The following is a 16,800-nucleotide window of genomic DNA, read 5'->3' as shown; positions in this document are numbered from 1 at the left end:
GTCGTGCGGCTCGTCCGCCTGGCGCGACGCGGGCTCGCCCGGCTGCAGCGGCGCTCGGGTCCACGCACGTTCACGTCCGCCGCGACGACCGACGTGCCTGCGGAGGTCGCGTACCGGCTCGAGGGCCGAACCAGCACGATGTCACCGGTCGAGCGCGGTGCGCTCGACCCGACGACCCACCCTCGCGACTTCCGCCAGCCCGACGACACGTCCTGCGGTGCCGCCTCACTCGTCGTCTCGCGGATGCTCCACGACGAGCCGTACGCGCTGTGGCTGGCCACCGGCTACGACGCGCAGGCGGACGCGACCGACCCGACCGGCTTCGCCGAGCGGTGGGCCACCGAGGTCGTCACGATGCACCGGCGCGTGACGAGCCTGCGCGACCACGACGGCGACCTGCAGTGGCCGTGGCTGCGGGTCGTCGGCACGTCGCCGTGGGGCGCCGCACGACAGATGACCGGCACCGGCGGGTCCGGTCTGCCGGGTCACGCGTACGAGGCGCGCACGCTCGACCCCGACGACCTCGGGGCCGGGTTCGACCTCGTGCTCGCGGCCGTGCAGGCGGGTCACACCGTGCCGCTCTACGTCGGCGACGAGGTACGTCCGGCCCACGTCGTGCTCGTCGTACGGACCCGTGGAGACCAGCTCGAGGTGTTCGAGCCGAGCGCCGGCCGGATGGTGCGCGTCGCGCGCGACGCGTTCGCCGCCGGTAGGTTCAGGCTCGGCGGATGGTCGGTGCCGTGGTTCGCGGTGCTGCCCCGCTGAGATCGGAGGACACATGGGCTGGGAGACGTCGGCCATCGGCGACCTGACTGGGAAGCGCGCCCTCGTCACGGGTGCGACGAGCGGCATCGGCACCGAGACCGCGCGCGTGCTGCTGCGGCACGGCGCGAAGGTGGTCATCACGGCGCGCGACGAGCGCAAGGCCGCCGACACCGTGTCCGACCTCGGCGACGTCGACGTGATCACGCTCGACCTGGCCGACCTGCCCGGCACGATCGCCGCGGCCCAAGGGGTCGTCGACGCGGGCGAGCGCTTCGACATCGTGATCAACAACGCCGGCGTGATGGTGCCGCCGTTCACGCGCACGATGGACGGCTTCGAGCTGCAGATCGCGACGAACCACCTCGGCCACTTCGCCTGGACGGCCACGCTCTGGCCGCTCCTGCGCGAGGGCGCCACGCGGGTGGTCACCGTCTCCTCCCTGGCGCACTCAGGCACCAAGGGGATCGACCTGAGGTCCCTCGAGCCCAACGGGGACCCACGCCGGTACAAGCGCTGGCGCTCCTACGCGGAGTCGAAGCTGGCCAACCTGCTGTTCATGAAGGAGCTCGACCGCCGCGCCAAGGCGGCGGGCCTCGGGCTGGTCTCGGTGGCGGCACACCCCGGGCTCAGCGCGACGAACCTGACACGCTCGAGCGGGCCCCTGCACTTCCTCGCCGGCGCATTCAGCCAGCCCGCCCACGCAGGGGCGTGGCCCACGCTGCGGGCCGCCTCGGACCCCACGCTCACTGGCGGCGAGTACGTCGGCCCGGCGAGCCTGCGCCAGACCCGCGGCCGCCCGACCAAGGTGGGCATGACCTCCGCGGCGCGCGACCCGCGCCTCGCGGCCGAGGTCTGGGCCGCCAGCGAGACCGCCACCGGCGTGGTCTTCGACGTCTCCTGACCCTCGCCCCTCCCGGGCTCAGCCGATGCCGGCGTGGCGGGCCCAGCGCTCGGGGTCGTCGCGCACGAGGCGGGCGCGGGTCTTCACGCGGTAGCGCCACACCTGGGTGAGGCCGAGGGCCCACAGCACGTACTGGAAGCTCATCGCGGCCTTGAAGTTCTGACCGGTGGCGTCGAGGATCACGCCCACCGCGATCACGGTGATGAGGCTGGCGAGGAAGCCCGCCTGGTTGACGATGCCCGTCGCGGTGGAGAGCCGGTCGATCGGGTTGGACGTGCGGACGAGGTCGAACCCGATCATCGAGGCGGGTCCGCCCACCCCGACCGCGATCACCATGACCACCAGGAGCCAGCCCGGCGCGTCGCCGGGCCACGCCAGCACGGCCGTCCAGGCCACCACGATCGCGGACACGATCGTCAGCACGATGGTGGAGCGGTGCCACGGGTGGTTGCCGATGAGCCGGCCGAGCACGGGCCCGGCGAACATGACGGCGACGACCATCAGCGTCAGCAGCATGCCCGCGAAGGCCTCGGAGGTGTGCTCACCGCGCACGAAGAACGGATACCCCCACAGCAGGCCCAGGACGGTGGAGCTGAACTGGGTGACGAAGTGCATCCAGAAGCCGAGCCGCGTCCCGGGGTGCTCCCACGACGCGGCCAACGAGGTGCGGATGCGGGTCCACGACAGGGCCGGCCCTCGGACGGAGCGCGCGTGCGGCTCGTCGCGCACGAGCAGGAGCACGGCGATCGTCACGAGCAGGCCGAGCCCGGCGGCGAACAGGTAGGCCTTCGTCCAGCCCAGGTTGCTGAAGGCCCACGTCATGGGCACGGCGGCGATGATCCCCCCGAGCTGGCCGATCGGCCCGGTGAGCAGCGTGATCTGCGGGATCCGGCCGGGCGAGAACCACGCGTTGACCAGCCGGAGCAGGCACACGAACGTCATCGCGTCGCCCATGCCGACGAAGAAGCGGGCGGTCAGCGCCGTCGCGTAGGACTCGGCGAACGCGAACCCGGCCTGCGACAGCGTCAGCACCACCGCGCCGGCGAGCATCACCGCGCGGGGCCCGAACCGGTCGACGGCGAGGCCCACGGGGATCTGCATGCCCGCGTAGACCAGCAGCTGCAGCATGACGAACGTGGAGAGCTGGGCGGCCGTGATGTCGAACCGCTCGGAGGCCACCAGGCCCGCCACGGCGAGGGACGAGCGGTGGAAGACCGCCAGCAGATAGGCCGCCAGTCCGACGATCCACACGGTCCAGGCGCCGCGGTACTGCTGGCCCTGGTCGTTCACCGATCCAGTGTCCCTCCGCAGCGCTGGCGGTGACGTTCCGGGGGCACGCAACGGCGTGTCGACCCCGCGAACGTCACTGCCAGCGTCTCAGAACGCCAGCGCCAGTGCCGGGTCCTCGAGGATCGCCGCGACGTCCGCGAGGAACCTCGACGCCTGCTCGCCGTCGGCCACGCGATGATCGAAGGTGACCGCCAGGGTGGTGACCCAGCGCGGTACGACCTCGTCGCCCACGACCCACGGCCGCCGCGCGACCTGGCCCAGCGCGAGGATCCCGGACTGGCCGGGCGGCAGGATCGGCGTCCCGCCGTCGATCCCGAACACGCCGATGTTCGTCAGCGTGAAGGTGCCGCCGGACATCTGGTCGGGCTGGATCCGGCCTGCGCGCGCCGTGGCCACGAGCTCGTCGATCGCCCGCCCGAGGTCGGGCAGCGACAGCCCCTCCGCCTCGCGCACGACCGGGACGACCAGGCCGCGCTCGGTGGCGGCCGCGATGCCCAGGCCCACGGACGCCGGGTGGTCGATCGTCGACTCGTTCCAGCGCGCGTGCAGGTCGGGCGTGCGCCGCAGGGCGAGGCAGACCGCCCGCGCCGTGAGCAGCGTCGTGGTGACCCGGACGCCCTCGAAGCGCCGATCGCGCTTGAGCCGCTCGACCAGGTCGACCGAGGCCGAGACGTCGACCGTGACCCACTCCGTGGCCTGCGGAACGGCGACCGAGGCGATCATCGCCTCGGCCGTCGCCCGCCGCACCCCCGTCACAGGAGCCGCGGTCACGGCGTCCGCACCGTGGCCGCGGGCGAAGGCCTCGACCTCGGCGCGCGTCACCACGTCGCCGCTGGCCGGGACCTTCGTCAGGTCGATGCCGAGATCCTTGGCGAGCTTGCGCACCGGCGGCTTCGCCAGCACGCGCACGGAGGCCCGCGAGGCGCCCGCGTCCACGGGGGCGACACGGTTTCGCGTGCGGCGCCGGCCCGTGCTGGGGCCGTAGCCGACGAGGACCTCGAGCTTCTTCTCCGGGACCTCGGCAGGCGGCTCGCGATCGGCGACCTCCGCCGGGGCCGAGGCCGACGCGTCGCCGGACCCGATCCGGACGATCGGCGTCCCCACGGCGACGGTGTCGCCCTCGGAGACCAGCAGCTCCTCGACGCGCCCCGCGAACGGGCTGGGCAGCTCGACGATCGACTTGGCCGTCTCGATGTCGACCAGCGGCGCGTTGACCTCGATCACGTCGCCGACGCTGACGTGCCAGGAGACGATCTCGGCCTCGGTGAGTCCTTCGCCGACGTCGGGCAGGCGGAACTCGCCGCTGGTGACCGCGCTCATCAGAACTCCCCCGTGACGTCGACGGCGTCCAGGATCCGCTCGACACTCGGCAGGTGATCGTGCTCCACGCGGCACGGCGGGTACGGCATGTCGTAGCCCGTGACGCGCTGCACCGGCGCCTCCAGCGAGTAGAAGCACTCCTGCGTGATCCGCGTGGCGAGCTCGGCGCCGAGGCCGAGGGTCCGCGCGGCCTCGTGCACCACCACGACGCGACCCGTGCGCCTGACCGACTCCATCACCGGACCGAGGTCCAGCGGCGACAGCGAGCGCAGGTCGATGACCTCCAGCGAAGCGTCGGCCTCGTCCGCGGCGGCGAGACACGTCTTGACGACGGGGCCGTAGCCCACGACCGTCACGTCGTCCCCCTGCCGCGCGACGCGGCTCTCGTGCAGGCCCAGGCCCGCCTCGTCGCGCACCTCGCTGGTGTCCCAGTAGCGCTGCTTCGGCTCCAGGAAGATCACCGGGTCGTCCGACGCGATGGCCTGGCGCATCATCCAGAACGCGTCGTGCGCGTTCGACGGCGTCACCACCGTGAGTCCGGGCGTCAGGACGAACTGCGCCTCGGGGCTCTCGGAGTGGTGCTCGACCGCGCCGATGCCTCCGCCGTAGGGGATGCGGATGACCATCGGGACCTTCACGAAGCCGCTGCTGCGGAAGCGCAGGCGCGCCACCTGGTTCACGATCTGGTCGTAGGCCGGGTAGACGAACCCGTCGAACTGGATCTCGACCACGGGCCGGAAGCCGCGGTAGGCCATGCCGACCGCCGCGCCGACGATGGCGGACTCCGCCAGCGGCGTGTCCATGACGCGCTGGTCGCCGAAGTCCTTCTGCAGTCCGTCGGTGACCCGGAAGACACCGCCGAGACGGCCGATGTCCTCGCCCATCAGGACGACCTTGGCGTCGTCGTCCATGGCTGCTCGCAGGCCTGCGTTGAGGGCCTTGCCGATGCTCAGCTCCATGACCGCACCTCCTCGCGCTGGGCCACCAGCTCCGGTGGCAGGTCGGCGTACACGTGCTCGAAGAGGTCTGCCAGATCGGGATCGGGCAGGTTGCCGCAGACCTCGCGCAGGTGGGCGCCCAGCTCGTCGGCCTCGGCCTTGACCTCGGCGTCGAACTCGGCGAAGCCCGGATCGGTGCGCTCGAGCAGGAGCCGCAGGCGCAGCAGCGGATCGCGCTCCGCCCACTCGTCGGCCTCGTGCGGGTCGCGGTAGCGGCTCGGGTCGTCGGACGTGGTGTGCGCGCCCATCCGGTAGGTGATCGCCTCGATGAGGGTGGGCCCGCCGCCCGAGCGGGCCTTCGCGAGCGCCTCGGTGGTGACCTGGTGCACGGCCAGCACGTCGTTGCCGTCCACGCGGACGCCCGGGAACCCGAAGCCGGCGGCGCGCTGGGCGATCGGCACGCGGGTCTGGCGCTCGAGCGGGATGCTGATCGCGTAGTGGTTGTTCTGGCAGAAGAAGACGACCGGAGCGTTGTAGGACGCGGCCCACGCGAACGCCTCGTTCGTGTCGCCCTGGCTGGTGGCGCCGTCGCCGAAGTACGCGACGACCGCGTCCTCCTTGCCCTCCAGGGTCAGGCCGATGCCGTAGCCCACCGCGTGCAGGGTCTGCGCGCCGATGATGATCGCGGGGAGCGCGTACCCGTACCGGGCCGGGTCCCAGCCGCCGAGGCTCGTGCCGCGGAACAGGCTGAGCAGCAGTGCGGGGTCGAGTCCGCGGCACCACGCGACGGCGTGCTCGCGGTAGGACGGGAAGACGAAGTCGTTCGGGGCCAGCGCCCGGCCGCTGCCGATCTGGGCGGCCTCCTGGCCGAGCATCGGGGCCCACAGGCCCAGCTCGCCGTGCCGCTGCAGCGCGAACGCCTCGGAGTCGATGCGCCGGGCGAGCACGAGGTCTCGATGGAACCCGCGCAGCTCCTCGGGGGTGAAGTCGTGCGCCGCGACGAGCTCGCCGTCGGGCGCCAGGGTCTGGGAGATGGGTAGGCCCATGACTGCCTCCTTGCGGGGGCGGGATCACCGCCCCAGTGACACGGCCGCGGCTCGGGGTGGTGAGCGTAGGGCCGTCGATGTGACAGGCATCACATCTGTTCAGAGGCTATCAGGCGGCCGCGACCTCCGGCGCCCCCTTCAGCGCCGGAACGCCGCGGCGCGGGCGAGGAAGGCGTCGTTGATCTCAGGGGAGCCGATGGTGACGCGGACGCCCTCGGGGAAGGGGCGCACCGAGATCGGGTGGGCGTGGTCGGCGAACTCGGCGGAGCGGTCGCCCAGGGGCAGCCACACGAAGTTCGCGTGGGTCGCCGGGACGTCCCAGCCCTGCTCGCGCAGCGCGTCGAACACCCGGCTGCGCTCGGCGACGATCGCCTCCACGCGCTCGGTCAGCTCGTCGATGGCGTCGAGGGAGGCCAGTGCGGCCGCCTGGGCGACGTCGGTGACGCCGAACGGCGGCAGCGCCTTGCGGATCGCCTCGGTGATCGCGGGGTGCGCCATCGAGTAGCCGATCCGCAGCCCAGCCAGGCCGTAGGCCTTGGAGAAAGTGCGCAGCACCACGACGTTCGGGTGGCGCTCGAGCGCAGTGGCGCCCGAGAGCGCCTCGGGGTCGCGGACGAACTCCAGGTAGGCCTCGTCCACCACCACGAGCACGCGCGACGGGACGCGCGCCATGAACGCCTCGAACTCGGTCTCGGTGACGATCGGCCCGGTGGGGTTGTTGGGCGTGCAGACGAGCACGACCTTCGTACGGTCGGTGATCGCGTCGGCCATCGCCGGGAGGTCGTGGCGGTGGTCGGCCGTCAGCGGCACGCGCACCGAGGTCGCGCCGGGAAGGTCCACCGCGATCGGGTAGGCCTCGAACGAGCGCCACGGGTAGACGACCTCGTCGCCGGGGCCGCACCACGCGTCGAGCAGACCGAAGAGCACCGAGACCGAGCCGGTGCCGAACGCGAAGTGGTCCGTCGTGAGGCCCGTGCGCTCCGCCAGCGCCTCGCCCAGCGCCGTGACGCCCGGGTCGGGGTACCGGTTCATCCGCAGCAGCCCCTCCGCCGCGCGCTCCACGACCCCGGGCAGGGGCTCGAAGGGGTTCTCGTTGCTGGAGAGCTTGTGGCTCTCGGCGAACGCGGGCCGGCCCGGGCGATACGCGGGGATGGCGGCCAGCACCTGTCGAGGACGGGGGTCGGTCATGGCTCGAGCGTACGACCGCCCGGGCCGTCCGGTCCGGCGCGACCGGCGGTGGGATGATCGTGCGGTGCCCCAGTCCCACGTGCGCCGCGGGTACGCGCTCGTCGTCACCGCCGCGGTCTTCTTCGGGATCAACGCCGGGGTCACCCGGATCCCGATGGAGGCGGGCCTGCCGACCGCGACGTACACGACGATCCGCGTCACGTTCGCGTTCCTGACCTTCCTCGTGATCGCGGTCGCGTTCGACCGGTCGGCCCTGCGCCGGCCGCGGGGGCGCGACCTGCTGCTCGTCGTCGCGCTCGGTGTCGTGGGAGTCGCGTTCGTCCAGTGGACCTACAACATCGCGATCATGCGGTTGCCGATCGGCGTCGCGCTGCTGCTGGAGTACCTCGCGCCGGTGCTGGTGGTGCTGTGGGTGAGGTTCGTGCGCCGCGAGCCCGTACACCCGCGCGTGTGGCCCGCGATCGCGCTGGCGCTGCTGGGCCTCGCGCTCGTGGGACAGGTCTGGGACGGGCTGAGCCTCGACGGGATCGGGGTGCTGATGGCCCTGGCGGCCGCCGTCTGCTTCGCCGCCTACTTCCTGCTCGGCGAGGAGCTGACCTCGTCGGCGGCCGAGCCGCTGACCGCCCTGCGCACCGTCGTCTGGTCATTCGGCATCGGCACGATCGTGATGAACGTCCTCGGTGGCTGGGAGGGCACGAGCGCCCTGGCGAGCGACGCCTCGATGCTCGGGCGCCTCTCGGAGTTCACCGTGCCGGCCTGGCTCGCGATGGCGTCGGTCGTGCTGCTGGGCACGGTGCTGCCCTTCTTCCTGTACCTGGCCTCGCTGCGCGACCTGTCCAGCTCGAAGGCCTCGGTGACGGCCATGCTCGAGCCCGTCGTCGCGGTGATCGTGGGCTGGCTGTGGTTCTCCGAGACCCTCGACGTGGTCCAGGTGATCGGCGTCCTCGCGGTGCTCGCGGGCATCGTCCTGGCCCAGACCGCCCGGCACGTCCCCGCCGACGAGCTGCCGCCGCCCCTCTAGGGTGAGACGCATGGAACGCTTCCTGTCCTCCTGGTTCGTCAGCAGCGTCGCGCTCGCGCTCGCGGCCCTCCTGCTCGGCAGCCACATGTCCATCGGCGACGCCGACGAGACCACGCTCAACCGCGTCCTGGCCCTGGCCATCGTCGGCCTGGTCTTCACGATCGTCCACCTGTTCGTGGGCCAGGTCGTGAAGCTCATCGCGCTGCCGTTCATCGTCCTGACGCTCGGCATCCTGCTCGTCGTCATCAACGCCCTGCTGCTGCTGCTGACCGAGTGGATCACCTCGGCGTTCGGCGTCGAGTTCGGCGTCGACGGGTTCTGGTGGGCGTTCCTGGCCGCCATCGTCATCTCGGTGTGCCAGTCGATCCTGTCGGCGATCATCGACTGATGCCCCGCCGCGTCGCCCTGGTCTGCCTGGGCAACATCTGCCGCTCCCCCATGGCCGACGTCGTGCTGGAGCACCAGCTGGCGCAGGCCGGCGTCGACGACGTCGAGGTGTCCTCGTCGGGCACCGGCGACTGGCACGTGGGCCAGCGGATGGACGAGCGGGCGGCCGCCACCCTGACCGCCGCGGGCTACGACGCCACGCGCCACCGGGCCCGCACGTTCACGCCCGACTGGTTCGACGAGCAGGACCTCATCCTCGTGATGGACTCGTCCAACCGCGCCGACGTGCTGGCACTGGCCACCTCCGACGAGCAGCGCGCCAAGGTGCGCATGTACCGCTCGTTCGACCCGGAGGCCGACACGCCGGACGCCGAGGTGCCCGACCCCTGGTACGGCGGGCCCGAGGGCTTCGACGAGGTCCTGGCGATGGTGGAGCGCACCACGCGCGAGATCGTCCGGCACCTCTCCGACGGCTCGTGACGCCACCTCCCGGCGACGGCTGCCTGCGGCTGGTCACGCCCGACGACGCCGACGAGCTCGCCGAGGTCTGGTCGAGGAACCGTGCCTTCCTCGCACCGTGGGAGCCCTGGCGCGACGACGCGTTCTTCACTCCTGGGAGCCAGCGTTCCGGCATCGAGCGCGACCTCGCCGAGCACGCGGCGGGACGCATGGTCCCCTTCGTGATCTGCGGTCCCGACGGCGACATGGCCGGCCGCCTCACGCTCAGCGGCGTGACTCGCGGGGCCCTCCAGTCGGCGGCGCTGGGCTACTGGGTCCGTGAGGACCTGAACGGTCGCGGCCTGGCGACCCGCGCCGCCCGGGAGGCGGTCGACCATGCCTTCACGACGCTCGAGCTGCACCGCCTCCAGGCCGAGACGCTGCTGCACAACGTCCCGTCGCAGAAGGTCCTCCGCCGCGCCGGCTTCACGCCCTACGGCGTCGCGCCCGACTATCTGAGGATCGCCGGCCGCTGGCAGGACCACCTGCTCTTCAACGTCTTCAGCGATCCGGCGACTCCGTGACCTGACCGCTGTCGTCCATCCACTGGACGCCAGCCGGTAAGTTCAGTGACATGGCACGAATGGCGGGGACCGCAGCGCTGGCGGAGAAGCTGCTGGATGTCGCCGTGGTGTCGACCACGTCGGTGGCCGGCGGCGACATCTGCACCACCACGCGGCTGCGGCTGACCGACGGTCGTTCCGGGGTCATCAAGACCCGGCCCCAGGCCCCCGCGGGGTTCTTCACCACCGAGGCGGAGGGGCTGCGCCGCCTGCGTGCGGCGGGCGGCGTCAGGGTGCCCGAGGTCCTGGCCGCCAATGACGAGTGCATCATCCTGGCCTGGGTCGAGCCCACCAAGCCCTCGGTCGACCTGGCCGAGTCGTTCGGGCGCGGTCTCGCGGCCATGCACGCCTCCGGCATCGGCGGGTTCGGCGCCGAGCACGACGGCTGGATCGGTCTCGCCCCACTGCCCAACCGCCCCTCCCCCACGTGGGAGGAGTTCTACGCGAGCCGCCGCGTGATGCCCTACGTCAAGGCCGCCGCCGACCGCGGCTCGCTCTCCCTCGAGCAGGCACGGGTCATCGAGCAGGTCATGAAGAGGCTGCCCTCGCTCACGCCCGACCCCGAGCCCCCGTCGCTGCTGCACGGCGACCTCTGGTCGGGCAACCTCGTGTGGTCCACCGAGGGCGTGCACGTCGTCGACCCGGCCGCGCACGGCGGACACCGCGAGACCGACCTCGCGATGCTGGCACTGTTCGGCGCGCCCCACCTGCAGCGCATCCTCGACGCCTACCACGAGGCGGCGCCCCTGCAGGACGGCTGGCTCGACCGCGTGCCGCTGCACCAGCTGCACCCGCTCCTCGTCCACGCCGTGATGTTCGGCGGCGCCTACGGGGCCCGCGCGGCGGCCGCCGCCCAGAGCCTGCTCGACGGCGCGGCATAGGAACGGCCCGGCATGCGAATCCTCGTCGTCGACGACGACCGCGCGGTGCGTGACTCCCTGCGGCGGTCGCTGGAGTTCAACGGCTACACGGTCGAGGTGGCCGGCGACGGTGCCGAGGCGCTGGCGAAGGTCGCCCAGTCCGGCCCCGACGCGATCGTCATGGACGTGATGATGCCGCGGCTCGGCGGCCTCGACGCCACCCGAGCGCTGCGCGCGGCCGGCAACGACGTACCGATCCTCGTGCTCACCGCACGCGACGCCGTCAGCGACCGGGTCGACGGGCTCGACGCCGGCGCCGACGACTACCTGACGAAGCCGTTCGCCCTCGAGGAGCTGCTGGCGCGCGTGCGCGCCCTGCTGCGACGGGGCGGCAGGGCGCGCGACGAGCTCGACGACGAGCCCGCGCTCACGTTCGCCGACCTCACGCTCGACCCGAACACCCGCGAGGTGCGGCGCGGCGAGCGCTCGATCTCGCTGACGCGCACCGAGTTCGCCCTGCTGGAGCTGTTCATGCAGCGTCCCAAGCGCGTGCTGGAGCGCTCGTTCATCCTCGAGGAGGTGTGGGGCTTCGACTTCCCCACCACCGCGAACTCGCTCGAGGTCTACGTCGGCTATGTGCGGCGCAAGCTCGAGGCCGAGGGCGAGTCCCGCCTCCTGCACACCGTCCGGGGCGTGGGCTACGTGCTGCGGGAGACGCCTCCGTGATGCTCGTCGATCGGGTCCACGCAGTCGCCCACACGCTGCTCGAGCCGATCACCAAGCGGCTGTCGCTGGCCGGCCGCGTCGCCCTGCTGACGACGGCGGCGGTGGCCACGGTCCTGACGATCATCAGCATCAGCATCTTCGTGCTGGTGCGCCAGGAGATCGTGGGCGCGCTGGACGACTCGATGCTGAAGCGGGCGAACCAGGCGGTGGACGCCGGGTACACGCCGCAGAACCTCACGCCGGACGAGGCCAACCTGCTGGCGTTCGCCGGCATCCAGCTGCTCTCGATCAAGAGCGGCGGCGGCGAGTTCCTCGTCCACTCCGACGACGCGTTCCCCTACGACAACCGCGAGCGCGAGGTGGCGCTCGGCATCGAGGAGAACTCGGCCCGCACCGCCCACGTCGACGGCGTGACCTACCGCGTGGTGGCGGTCCAGGCCGGTCCGGGACAGGCGTTCATGCTCGCGCAGTCGATGGAGTCCACGCGGCGCGCCCTGGAGCGGCTGACCGTCGTGCTGATCCTCTCCACCCTGTCGGGCATGATCCTGGCCGGGGTGGCGGGTTGGGCGGTGGCCAGCAACGGCCTGCGGCCGGTGCGACGCCTCACCAGCGCCATCGAGCGGGTGGCGGTCACCCGCGAGCTCACACCGATCCACGTGAGCGGCAAGGAGGACGAGCTGGCCCGGCTCACCCGGTCCTTCAACGCGATGCTGCTGGCCCTCGGCGACGCCCAGCGCCGCGAGCGCCAGCTGATCGCCGACGCCGGCCACGAGCTGCGCACTCCCCTCACGAGCCTGCGCACCAACATCGACCTGCTGCGCCAGGCCAGCAGCCAGCCCGAGCGGCAGCTCGACGCCACCGCCCACCGCGAGCTGCTGGACGACGTCGGTGCACAGCTCGACGAGCTCACGACCCTCGTGAGCGACCTGACCGAGCTGGCTCGCGACGAGCCGCTGCACCGCGACCCCGAGCCGCTCGACCTCGCCGACGTGGTGCGACGAGCCGTCGAGCGGGTCGAGCTGCGCGCCTCCAACGCCACCTTCGACGTGCTGCTCGAACCCACGTGGATCATCGGCGACAGCCTGCTTCTCGAGCGCGCGGTGACCAACCTGCTCGACAACGCCGTGAAGTGGAGCCCGCCCGGGGGCACGGTCCGGGTCCGCCTGCACCACGGCTCCGTCACGGTGGCCGACGAGGGACCGGGCATCGCCGCCGAGGACCTCCCTCACGTCTTCGACCGCTTCTACCGGTCCACCGAGGCTCGCACGCTGCCCGGCTCCGGGCTCGGCCTGGCCATCGTGCGGCGTGCTGCCGACCGCCACGGCGGCACCGTGGGCGTGACCTCCGAGCCCGGACGGGGCGCGACGTTCACGTTCAGCGTCCCGCTCGACGAGCCGTGACGATGCGCCGCGTTCCAGGTCTTTCTGGGCGCACCTCCAGCCTGTTCACAAGCGATTCTCAGGTCCTCGCGGGAAGGTTGAACCATGACAGACCAGCGTGATCCGTACGCCGACCGCCCTTACGTGCCCCCGACGTCGCCGCACGAGCCGCAGCAGCCCGCGCAGGCCGAGAGCGGCTGGCCGTTCTCCGAGCCGCGCGCCGAGGAGCGTCCGCAGTACGCCGATGCCCCCACCTCCGACACCGAGCCCACCGTGGCCGTGAACGAGCCCACCCGCACCTTCGCCGGCGGTCCCGGCGACCCGGGCGGACCCACCACCCCCTACTACGGGACCGCTCCCACGCCGCAGCCGCGCAAGAAGCGCCGTGCCGGACGCCTCGTGGCCGCCGCCACCGGCATCGTCCTGCTGGCGGGCGCCTCCGCCGCCGGCGGCGCCGCGATCTACGACGCGATGCAGGACGACGCGAGCATGGGCACCACGGTCACGGGCACGTCCCTCGACCGTCCCGCGTCCTCGTCGGGCACGCAGAGCGACGTCTCCTCCGTGGCCACGGCCGTCCTTCCCGCCACCGTGAAGATCAACGTCACCGGCGGCGGCGAGTCCGGCACCGGCACCGGCGTCGTGATCAGCGAGGACGGCACCATCCTGACGAACAACCACGTCATCGAGGCCGCCGCCGACTCCGGCTCCATCACGGTCGCGTTCAACGACGGCAAGATCGCGAAGGCGGAGATCGTCGGTCGCGACGTCGCCACCGACGTCGCCGTCATCAAGGCCGAGGGCGTCAGCGACCTCCCGGCCGCGACCCTCGGCGACTCCAAGGACGTCAAGGTCGGCCAGACCGTCGTCGCGATCGGCTCGCCGTTCGGCCTGGAGTCCACCGTGACCACCGGCATCGTGTCGGCCCTGAACCGCCCGGTCTCCCCCGGCGACGGCGGCGACGGCGGCGCCACCACGTTCCCCGCGATCCAGACCGACGCGGCGATCAACCCCGGCAACTCCGGTGGCCCGCTGGTCAACCTCGAGGGCCAGGTCATCGGCATCAACTCGGCCATCAACACCGGCGGCAACGGCAATGGCTCGGTCGGCCTCGGCTTCGCCATCCCAATCAACCTCGTGAACAACGTCGCCAAGCAGATCCTGGACGACCAGACGGTGGAGCACGCCCAGATCGGCGTCCAGGTCCGCAACGCCACGGGCGACGACCAGGTGACCTCGATCGGCGCCGAGATCGGCGAGGTCTCCTCGGGCAGCGCCGGCGAGAAGGCGGGCCTCAAGGCCGGCGACATCGTCACCCAGGTCGACGGCAACCCGATCTCCAGCAACGGCGCGCTCGTCGCGACGGTGCGGGGCTACAAGCCGGGCGACACGATCACGCTGACCGTGCTGCGCGGCGACAAGACCCAGGAGATCGACGTCGAGCTCGGCAGCGACGAGGGCGCCCTCGCTCGCCAGCAGAACTGATCATCTGACGCAGGCGGGCCCCATCACCGATCGGTGATGGGGCCCGCCTCGTCTCGATCAGGTCAGGAGGAGCAGATCACCACCAACGTCCCCACCAGTTCCCGTGGCGCTTGTACCGCGGCTTGCCCTTGGACTCCTTCGGGTAGGCAGCATCGACCTCGACCTCGACCAGCCAGCCGGCCACCGGCAGGTTCGCGACCTGGACCATGAACCGCGACGGACGCGCCGCCGTCGCGACGAACGGCGGAGCGGCCGGCGCGGTGCCCAGACGCACGTCGATCGGCTTGCCGGTCGCCAGCGAGGTGTTCGCGAAGTACTGACGGTAGCCGCGGTTGAACCCGTTGAAGTCCGCCGTCGAGCCGTCGGGCGACGCGACGAACACGCGCATCGCGTAGACGTCGTCGAAGTCCAGGCCCTGGGCCTGCAGGTTCTCGCCGATGCGCCGCATGACGTTGATCGCCTGCGCCTCGGTCACCGTCACCCCCTCCGGCAGCACCCCGCCGGGGAAGATGGCGGTGTCGACGTAGCGCTCCGGAGTACCGCCGGGTGCCGCCGAGTTCAAGCCTGACGGGCCCAGCCCGCTCGTCTTGTAGGTCGGCGTGTCCTTGCCGATCGCGACGCCGTTCGCGATCTGGGGGTTGTCCGAGCCTGCAGGCAGCACGGAGGACGTCGTTCCGGGCTTGGGCGGGACGGGCTTGACCGATGCGGCGACGACAGCGGTGCCCGGGACGAGCACGACCGCCATCACGGCGGCGATGAATCCGATCTTGCGCTTGGACATGGTTCTCCTCTGAACGGTGGAGTGGAAAGGACGGGGCGACGTCATCGGGACGTGACCCGCTGGTGGATCTGCTCGACGACCTCGCGCGCCGACACGATGCCGCCGTGCTGCCAGGCGATCGTGTGGGAGAGCCAGTCACCGGCGAAGTAGACGTTCTTCGTCGGAGCGACCAGGCGGTCGTAGTTGCCGTCGGTGCGCGACCGCCAGCCGACCCAGGCACCTTCGATGTGCTTGACGGTCGCCCAGTTGACGCTGAAGGCCGAGGAGACGTTCTGCTTGTAGGCCTCGCCGTGGATCTCAGCGCCCTGCTCGAGCGCCTTGGCCAACCGCTGCTTCGGCGTGAGCGCTCCGTAGGTGTTGGCGCTCGAGCCGGTGTTGTAGTAGCCGACCATCACGCCGCGCTTGCTGTGGAAGCCCCCGCTCGGGTACCACATGTTCGCGAGCTCGTTGTTCGCGTTGGTGATGCCGCCGTAGATCTTGTGGTCGAGCTCCCACCACCGGCGGGAGTACTCGATGCCGATCTTGCCCGCGTTCGTGACCGTCGGCGCCTGGAGCGCGGTGATGACCTCGGTCGGCAGGTTGCTGGGGATCTTCGCGGCGACCTGTGGCGGGACGGTGCAGATCGCGAAGTCAGCCTCGATCTTGCGCTTGAGGTGACCCTGCTGGTAGACGACCTCGACGCCCTTGGCCGTGTTCTGGAGCGAGGTGGCCAGCGCGCCGAACTTGACCCGCTGCCGGCCGATGGCACGGACGAACGCCTCGGAGATCGCCTGCATGCCACCCTTCGGGTGGAGCATCTGCATCGCCTGGTCCCAGCCGCTCTCGAAGGAGAAGTAGTTGCCGATGCCGCTGGCGAACACGTCGGAGAGACTGAACGGAGCGGTCGGCGTACCGGCGGTGACACCGGGCTCGACCGAGTAGCCACGGCGGCCGCTGCCGGTGTACTTGAAGCTCGCGGCCGGGTCGCCGGGCACCTTGGGGCCGATCGATCCGAAGCTGCGGGCGAAGGAGATGATGCGTTCCTTGTCCTCGGTCGTCACGTACTGGTCGAGCGCACCCTGGTCGGTCGCCTTGGCCAGCAGCTCGGCCACGTAGCCGTACGTGTCGGCCTTGGCCTCGCGGTGCCGGATCGCCTGGCCCGACAACCTGTGATCCCCCGAGCGCCACAGGTAGCCGTGGGCGTTCTGGTTGACGAACGTCTCGAGCTCGACCCCCAGTTCGCGGCAGTAGTCGACCGTGATGTGGTGCTGGGGCAGACGCCCCGCACCCGCGTTCATCCACTGGCCCCGGCTGAATCCGGCGCGCTGGGTCTGACCCACGGTGTCGGTCGCCCTGTCGCCACCCTGGACGGTCCAGGCGCGGCCGCCGGGCCGCTCGTTGGCCTCCAGGATCGTGACGTCATAGCCGCCCTTGAGCAGTTCGTACGCGGCGGTGAGGCCCGCGACGCCAGCGCCGAGGATCACGACGCTCTTACGACCATGGCGTCCCAGCGAACCGGGCTTGAGCGGGTTGAACGGCGGGGTGTCGGCGTGGGCCGCCGAGGTCATGCCCAGCGAGCCCATCGTGTGGAGCATGACTCCGGCGCCACCGGCGACGCCTACCTTCTGGAGAAAGTCTCTCCGTGTCTGTTGCATCTGTTTCCTCCTGGACCG

At 71.6% G+C, this 16,800-nt stretch carries 17 protein-coding genes; 10 read left to right on the top strand and 7 right to left on the bottom strand.

Going from position 1 to position 16,800, the window contains the following annotated elements:
• Positions 1 to 3 precede the first annotated feature (3 nt).
• Both B5D60_RS08790 and B5D60_RS08785 read left to right on the top strand, forming a co-directional pair.
• Entirely contained in the window at positions 4 to 765 is a 762-nt protein-coding gene (locus B5D60_RS08790) for a hypothetical protein (protein ID WP_078699805.1), read from the top strand.
• A gap of 13 nt (positions 766 to 778) precedes the next feature.
• Positions 779 to 1,666 (top strand): oxidoreductase, encoded by an 888-nt coding sequence (locus B5D60_RS08785; RefSeq protein ID WP_078699804.1) that lies wholly within the window; start codon positions 779 to 781, stop codon positions 1,664 to 1,666.
• A gap of 18 nt (positions 1,667 to 1,684) precedes the next feature.
• On the opposite strand, the gene B5D60_RS08780 is transcribed toward B5D60_RS08785, so the two are convergent.
• The 5 genes from B5D60_RS08780 to B5D60_RS08760 form a co-directional block, all read right to left on the bottom strand.
• Positions 1,685 to 2,956, bottom strand: coding sequence for an MFS transporter (locus B5D60_RS08780; RefSeq protein WP_231948688.1), 1,272 nt, complete (start codon positions 2,954 to 2,956; stop codon positions 1,685 to 1,687).
• Between the two features lie 87 nt (positions 2,957 to 3,043).
• Positions 3,044 to 4,276 (bottom strand): dihydrolipoamide acetyltransferase family protein, encoded by a 1,233-nt coding sequence (locus B5D60_RS08775; protein ID WP_078699803.1) that lies wholly within the window; start codon positions 4,274 to 4,276, stop codon positions 3,044 to 3,046.
• Positions 4,276 to 5,235 carry an alpha-ketoacid dehydrogenase subunit beta gene (locus B5D60_RS08770; protein ID WP_078699802.1) on the bottom strand — a complete coding sequence of 320 codons (960 nt, stop codon included), beginning with the start codon at positions 5,233 to 5,235 and terminating at the stop codon, positions 4,276 to 4,278. The genes B5D60_RS08775 and B5D60_RS08770 overlap by 1 nt, the downstream gene beginning before the upstream one ends.
• The gene (gene pdhA, locus B5D60_RS08765) at positions 5,226 to 6,260 is read right to left on the bottom strand and encodes a pyruvate dehydrogenase (acetyl-transferring) E1 component subunit alpha (RefSeq protein ID WP_078699801.1); all 1,035 of its coding nucleotides are present in this window, start codon (positions 6,258 to 6,260) and stop codon (positions 5,226 to 5,228) included. The genes B5D60_RS08770 and pdhA overlap by 10 nt, the downstream gene beginning before the upstream one ends.
• A gap of 138 nt (positions 6,261 to 6,398) precedes the next feature.
• A complete protein-coding gene (locus B5D60_RS08760) occupies positions 6,399 to 7,448 on the bottom strand; it encodes a histidinol-phosphate transaminase (protein WP_078699800.1) in 1,050 nt (349 codons plus the stop codon).
• A gap of 64 nt (positions 7,449 to 7,512) precedes the next feature.
• On the opposite strand from B5D60_RS08760, the gene B5D60_RS08755 reads away from it, so the two are divergent.
• The 8 genes from B5D60_RS08755 (at position 7,513) to B5D60_RS08720 (ending at position 14,367) form a co-directional block, all read left to right on the top strand.
• Positions 7,513 to 8,469 (top strand): EamA family transporter, encoded by a 957-nt coding sequence (locus tag B5D60_RS08755; protein WP_172806307.1) that lies wholly within the window; start codon positions 7,513 to 7,515, stop codon positions 8,467 to 8,469.
• A gap of 10 nt (positions 8,470 to 8,479) precedes the next feature.
• Positions 8,480 to 8,857: a phage holin family protein gene (locus B5D60_RS08750; RefSeq protein WP_078699798.1), complete on the top strand. Its 378-nt coding sequence runs from the start codon at positions 8,480 to 8,482 to the stop codon at positions 8,855 to 8,857.
• Entirely contained in the window at positions 8,857 to 9,336 is a 480-nt protein-coding gene (locus tag B5D60_RS08745) for a low molecular weight protein-tyrosine-phosphatase (protein ID WP_078699797.1), read from the top strand. Before B5D60_RS08750 ends, B5D60_RS08745 begins: the two co-directional genes overlap by 1 nt.
• Positions 9,333 to 9,878: a GNAT family N-acetyltransferase gene (locus B5D60_RS08740; RefSeq protein ID WP_231948687.1), complete on the top strand. Its 546-nt coding sequence runs from the start codon at positions 9,333 to 9,335 to the stop codon at positions 9,876 to 9,878. Before B5D60_RS08745 ends, B5D60_RS08740 begins: the two co-directional genes overlap by 4 nt.
• Before the next feature lie 50 nt (positions 9,879 to 9,928).
• Positions 9,929 to 10,798 (top strand): fructosamine kinase family protein, encoded by an 870-nt coding sequence (locus B5D60_RS08735; protein WP_078699796.1) that lies wholly within the window; start codon positions 9,929 to 9,931, stop codon positions 10,796 to 10,798.
• 12 nt (positions 10,799 to 10,810) lie between these two features.
• Positions 10,811 to 11,503, top strand: a complete 693-nt coding sequence (locus B5D60_RS08730) for a response regulator transcription factor (protein ID WP_078699795.1) — start codon at positions 10,811 to 10,813, stop codon at positions 11,501 to 11,503.
• Positions 11,503 to 12,903 carry a sensor histidine kinase gene (locus B5D60_RS08725; protein ID WP_078699794.1) on the top strand — a complete coding sequence of 467 codons (1,401 nt, stop codon included), beginning with the start codon at positions 11,503 to 11,505 and terminating at the stop codon, positions 12,901 to 12,903. The genes B5D60_RS08730 and B5D60_RS08725 overlap by 1 nt, the downstream gene beginning before the upstream one ends.
• A gap of 84 nt (positions 12,904 to 12,987) precedes the next feature.
• Positions 12,988 to 14,367, top strand: a complete 1,380-nt coding sequence (locus B5D60_RS08720) for a S1C family serine protease (RefSeq protein ID WP_078699793.1) — start codon at positions 12,988 to 12,990, stop codon at positions 14,365 to 14,367.
• Positions 14,368 to 14,443: 76 nt separating this feature from the next.
• Here the strand turns inward: B5D60_RS08720 and B5D60_RS08715 are convergent, their stop codons facing one another.
• Positions 14,444 to 15,148, bottom strand: coding sequence for a Rid family hydrolase (locus B5D60_RS08715; RefSeq protein WP_078699792.1), 705 nt, complete (start codon positions 15,146 to 15,148; stop codon positions 14,444 to 14,446).
• 41 nt (positions 15,149 to 15,189) lie between these two features.
• Positions 15,190 to 16,782 (bottom strand): flavin monoamine oxidase family protein, encoded by a 1,593-nt coding sequence (locus tag B5D60_RS08710; RefSeq protein ID WP_078699791.1) that lies wholly within the window; start codon positions 16,780 to 16,782, stop codon positions 15,190 to 15,192.
• Between the last annotated feature and the right edge of the window lie 18 nt (positions 16,783 to 16,800).

Source organism: Aeromicrobium choanae (assembly GCF_900167475.1).
In the GTDB taxonomy this organism is placed as follows: domain Bacteria; phylum Actinomycetota; class Actinomycetes; order Propionibacteriales; family Nocardioidaceae; genus Aeromicrobium; species Aeromicrobium choanae.
Note: the sequence above shows the minus strand (reverse complement) of the source record. Positions and strands in the feature narration are given on the sequence as shown.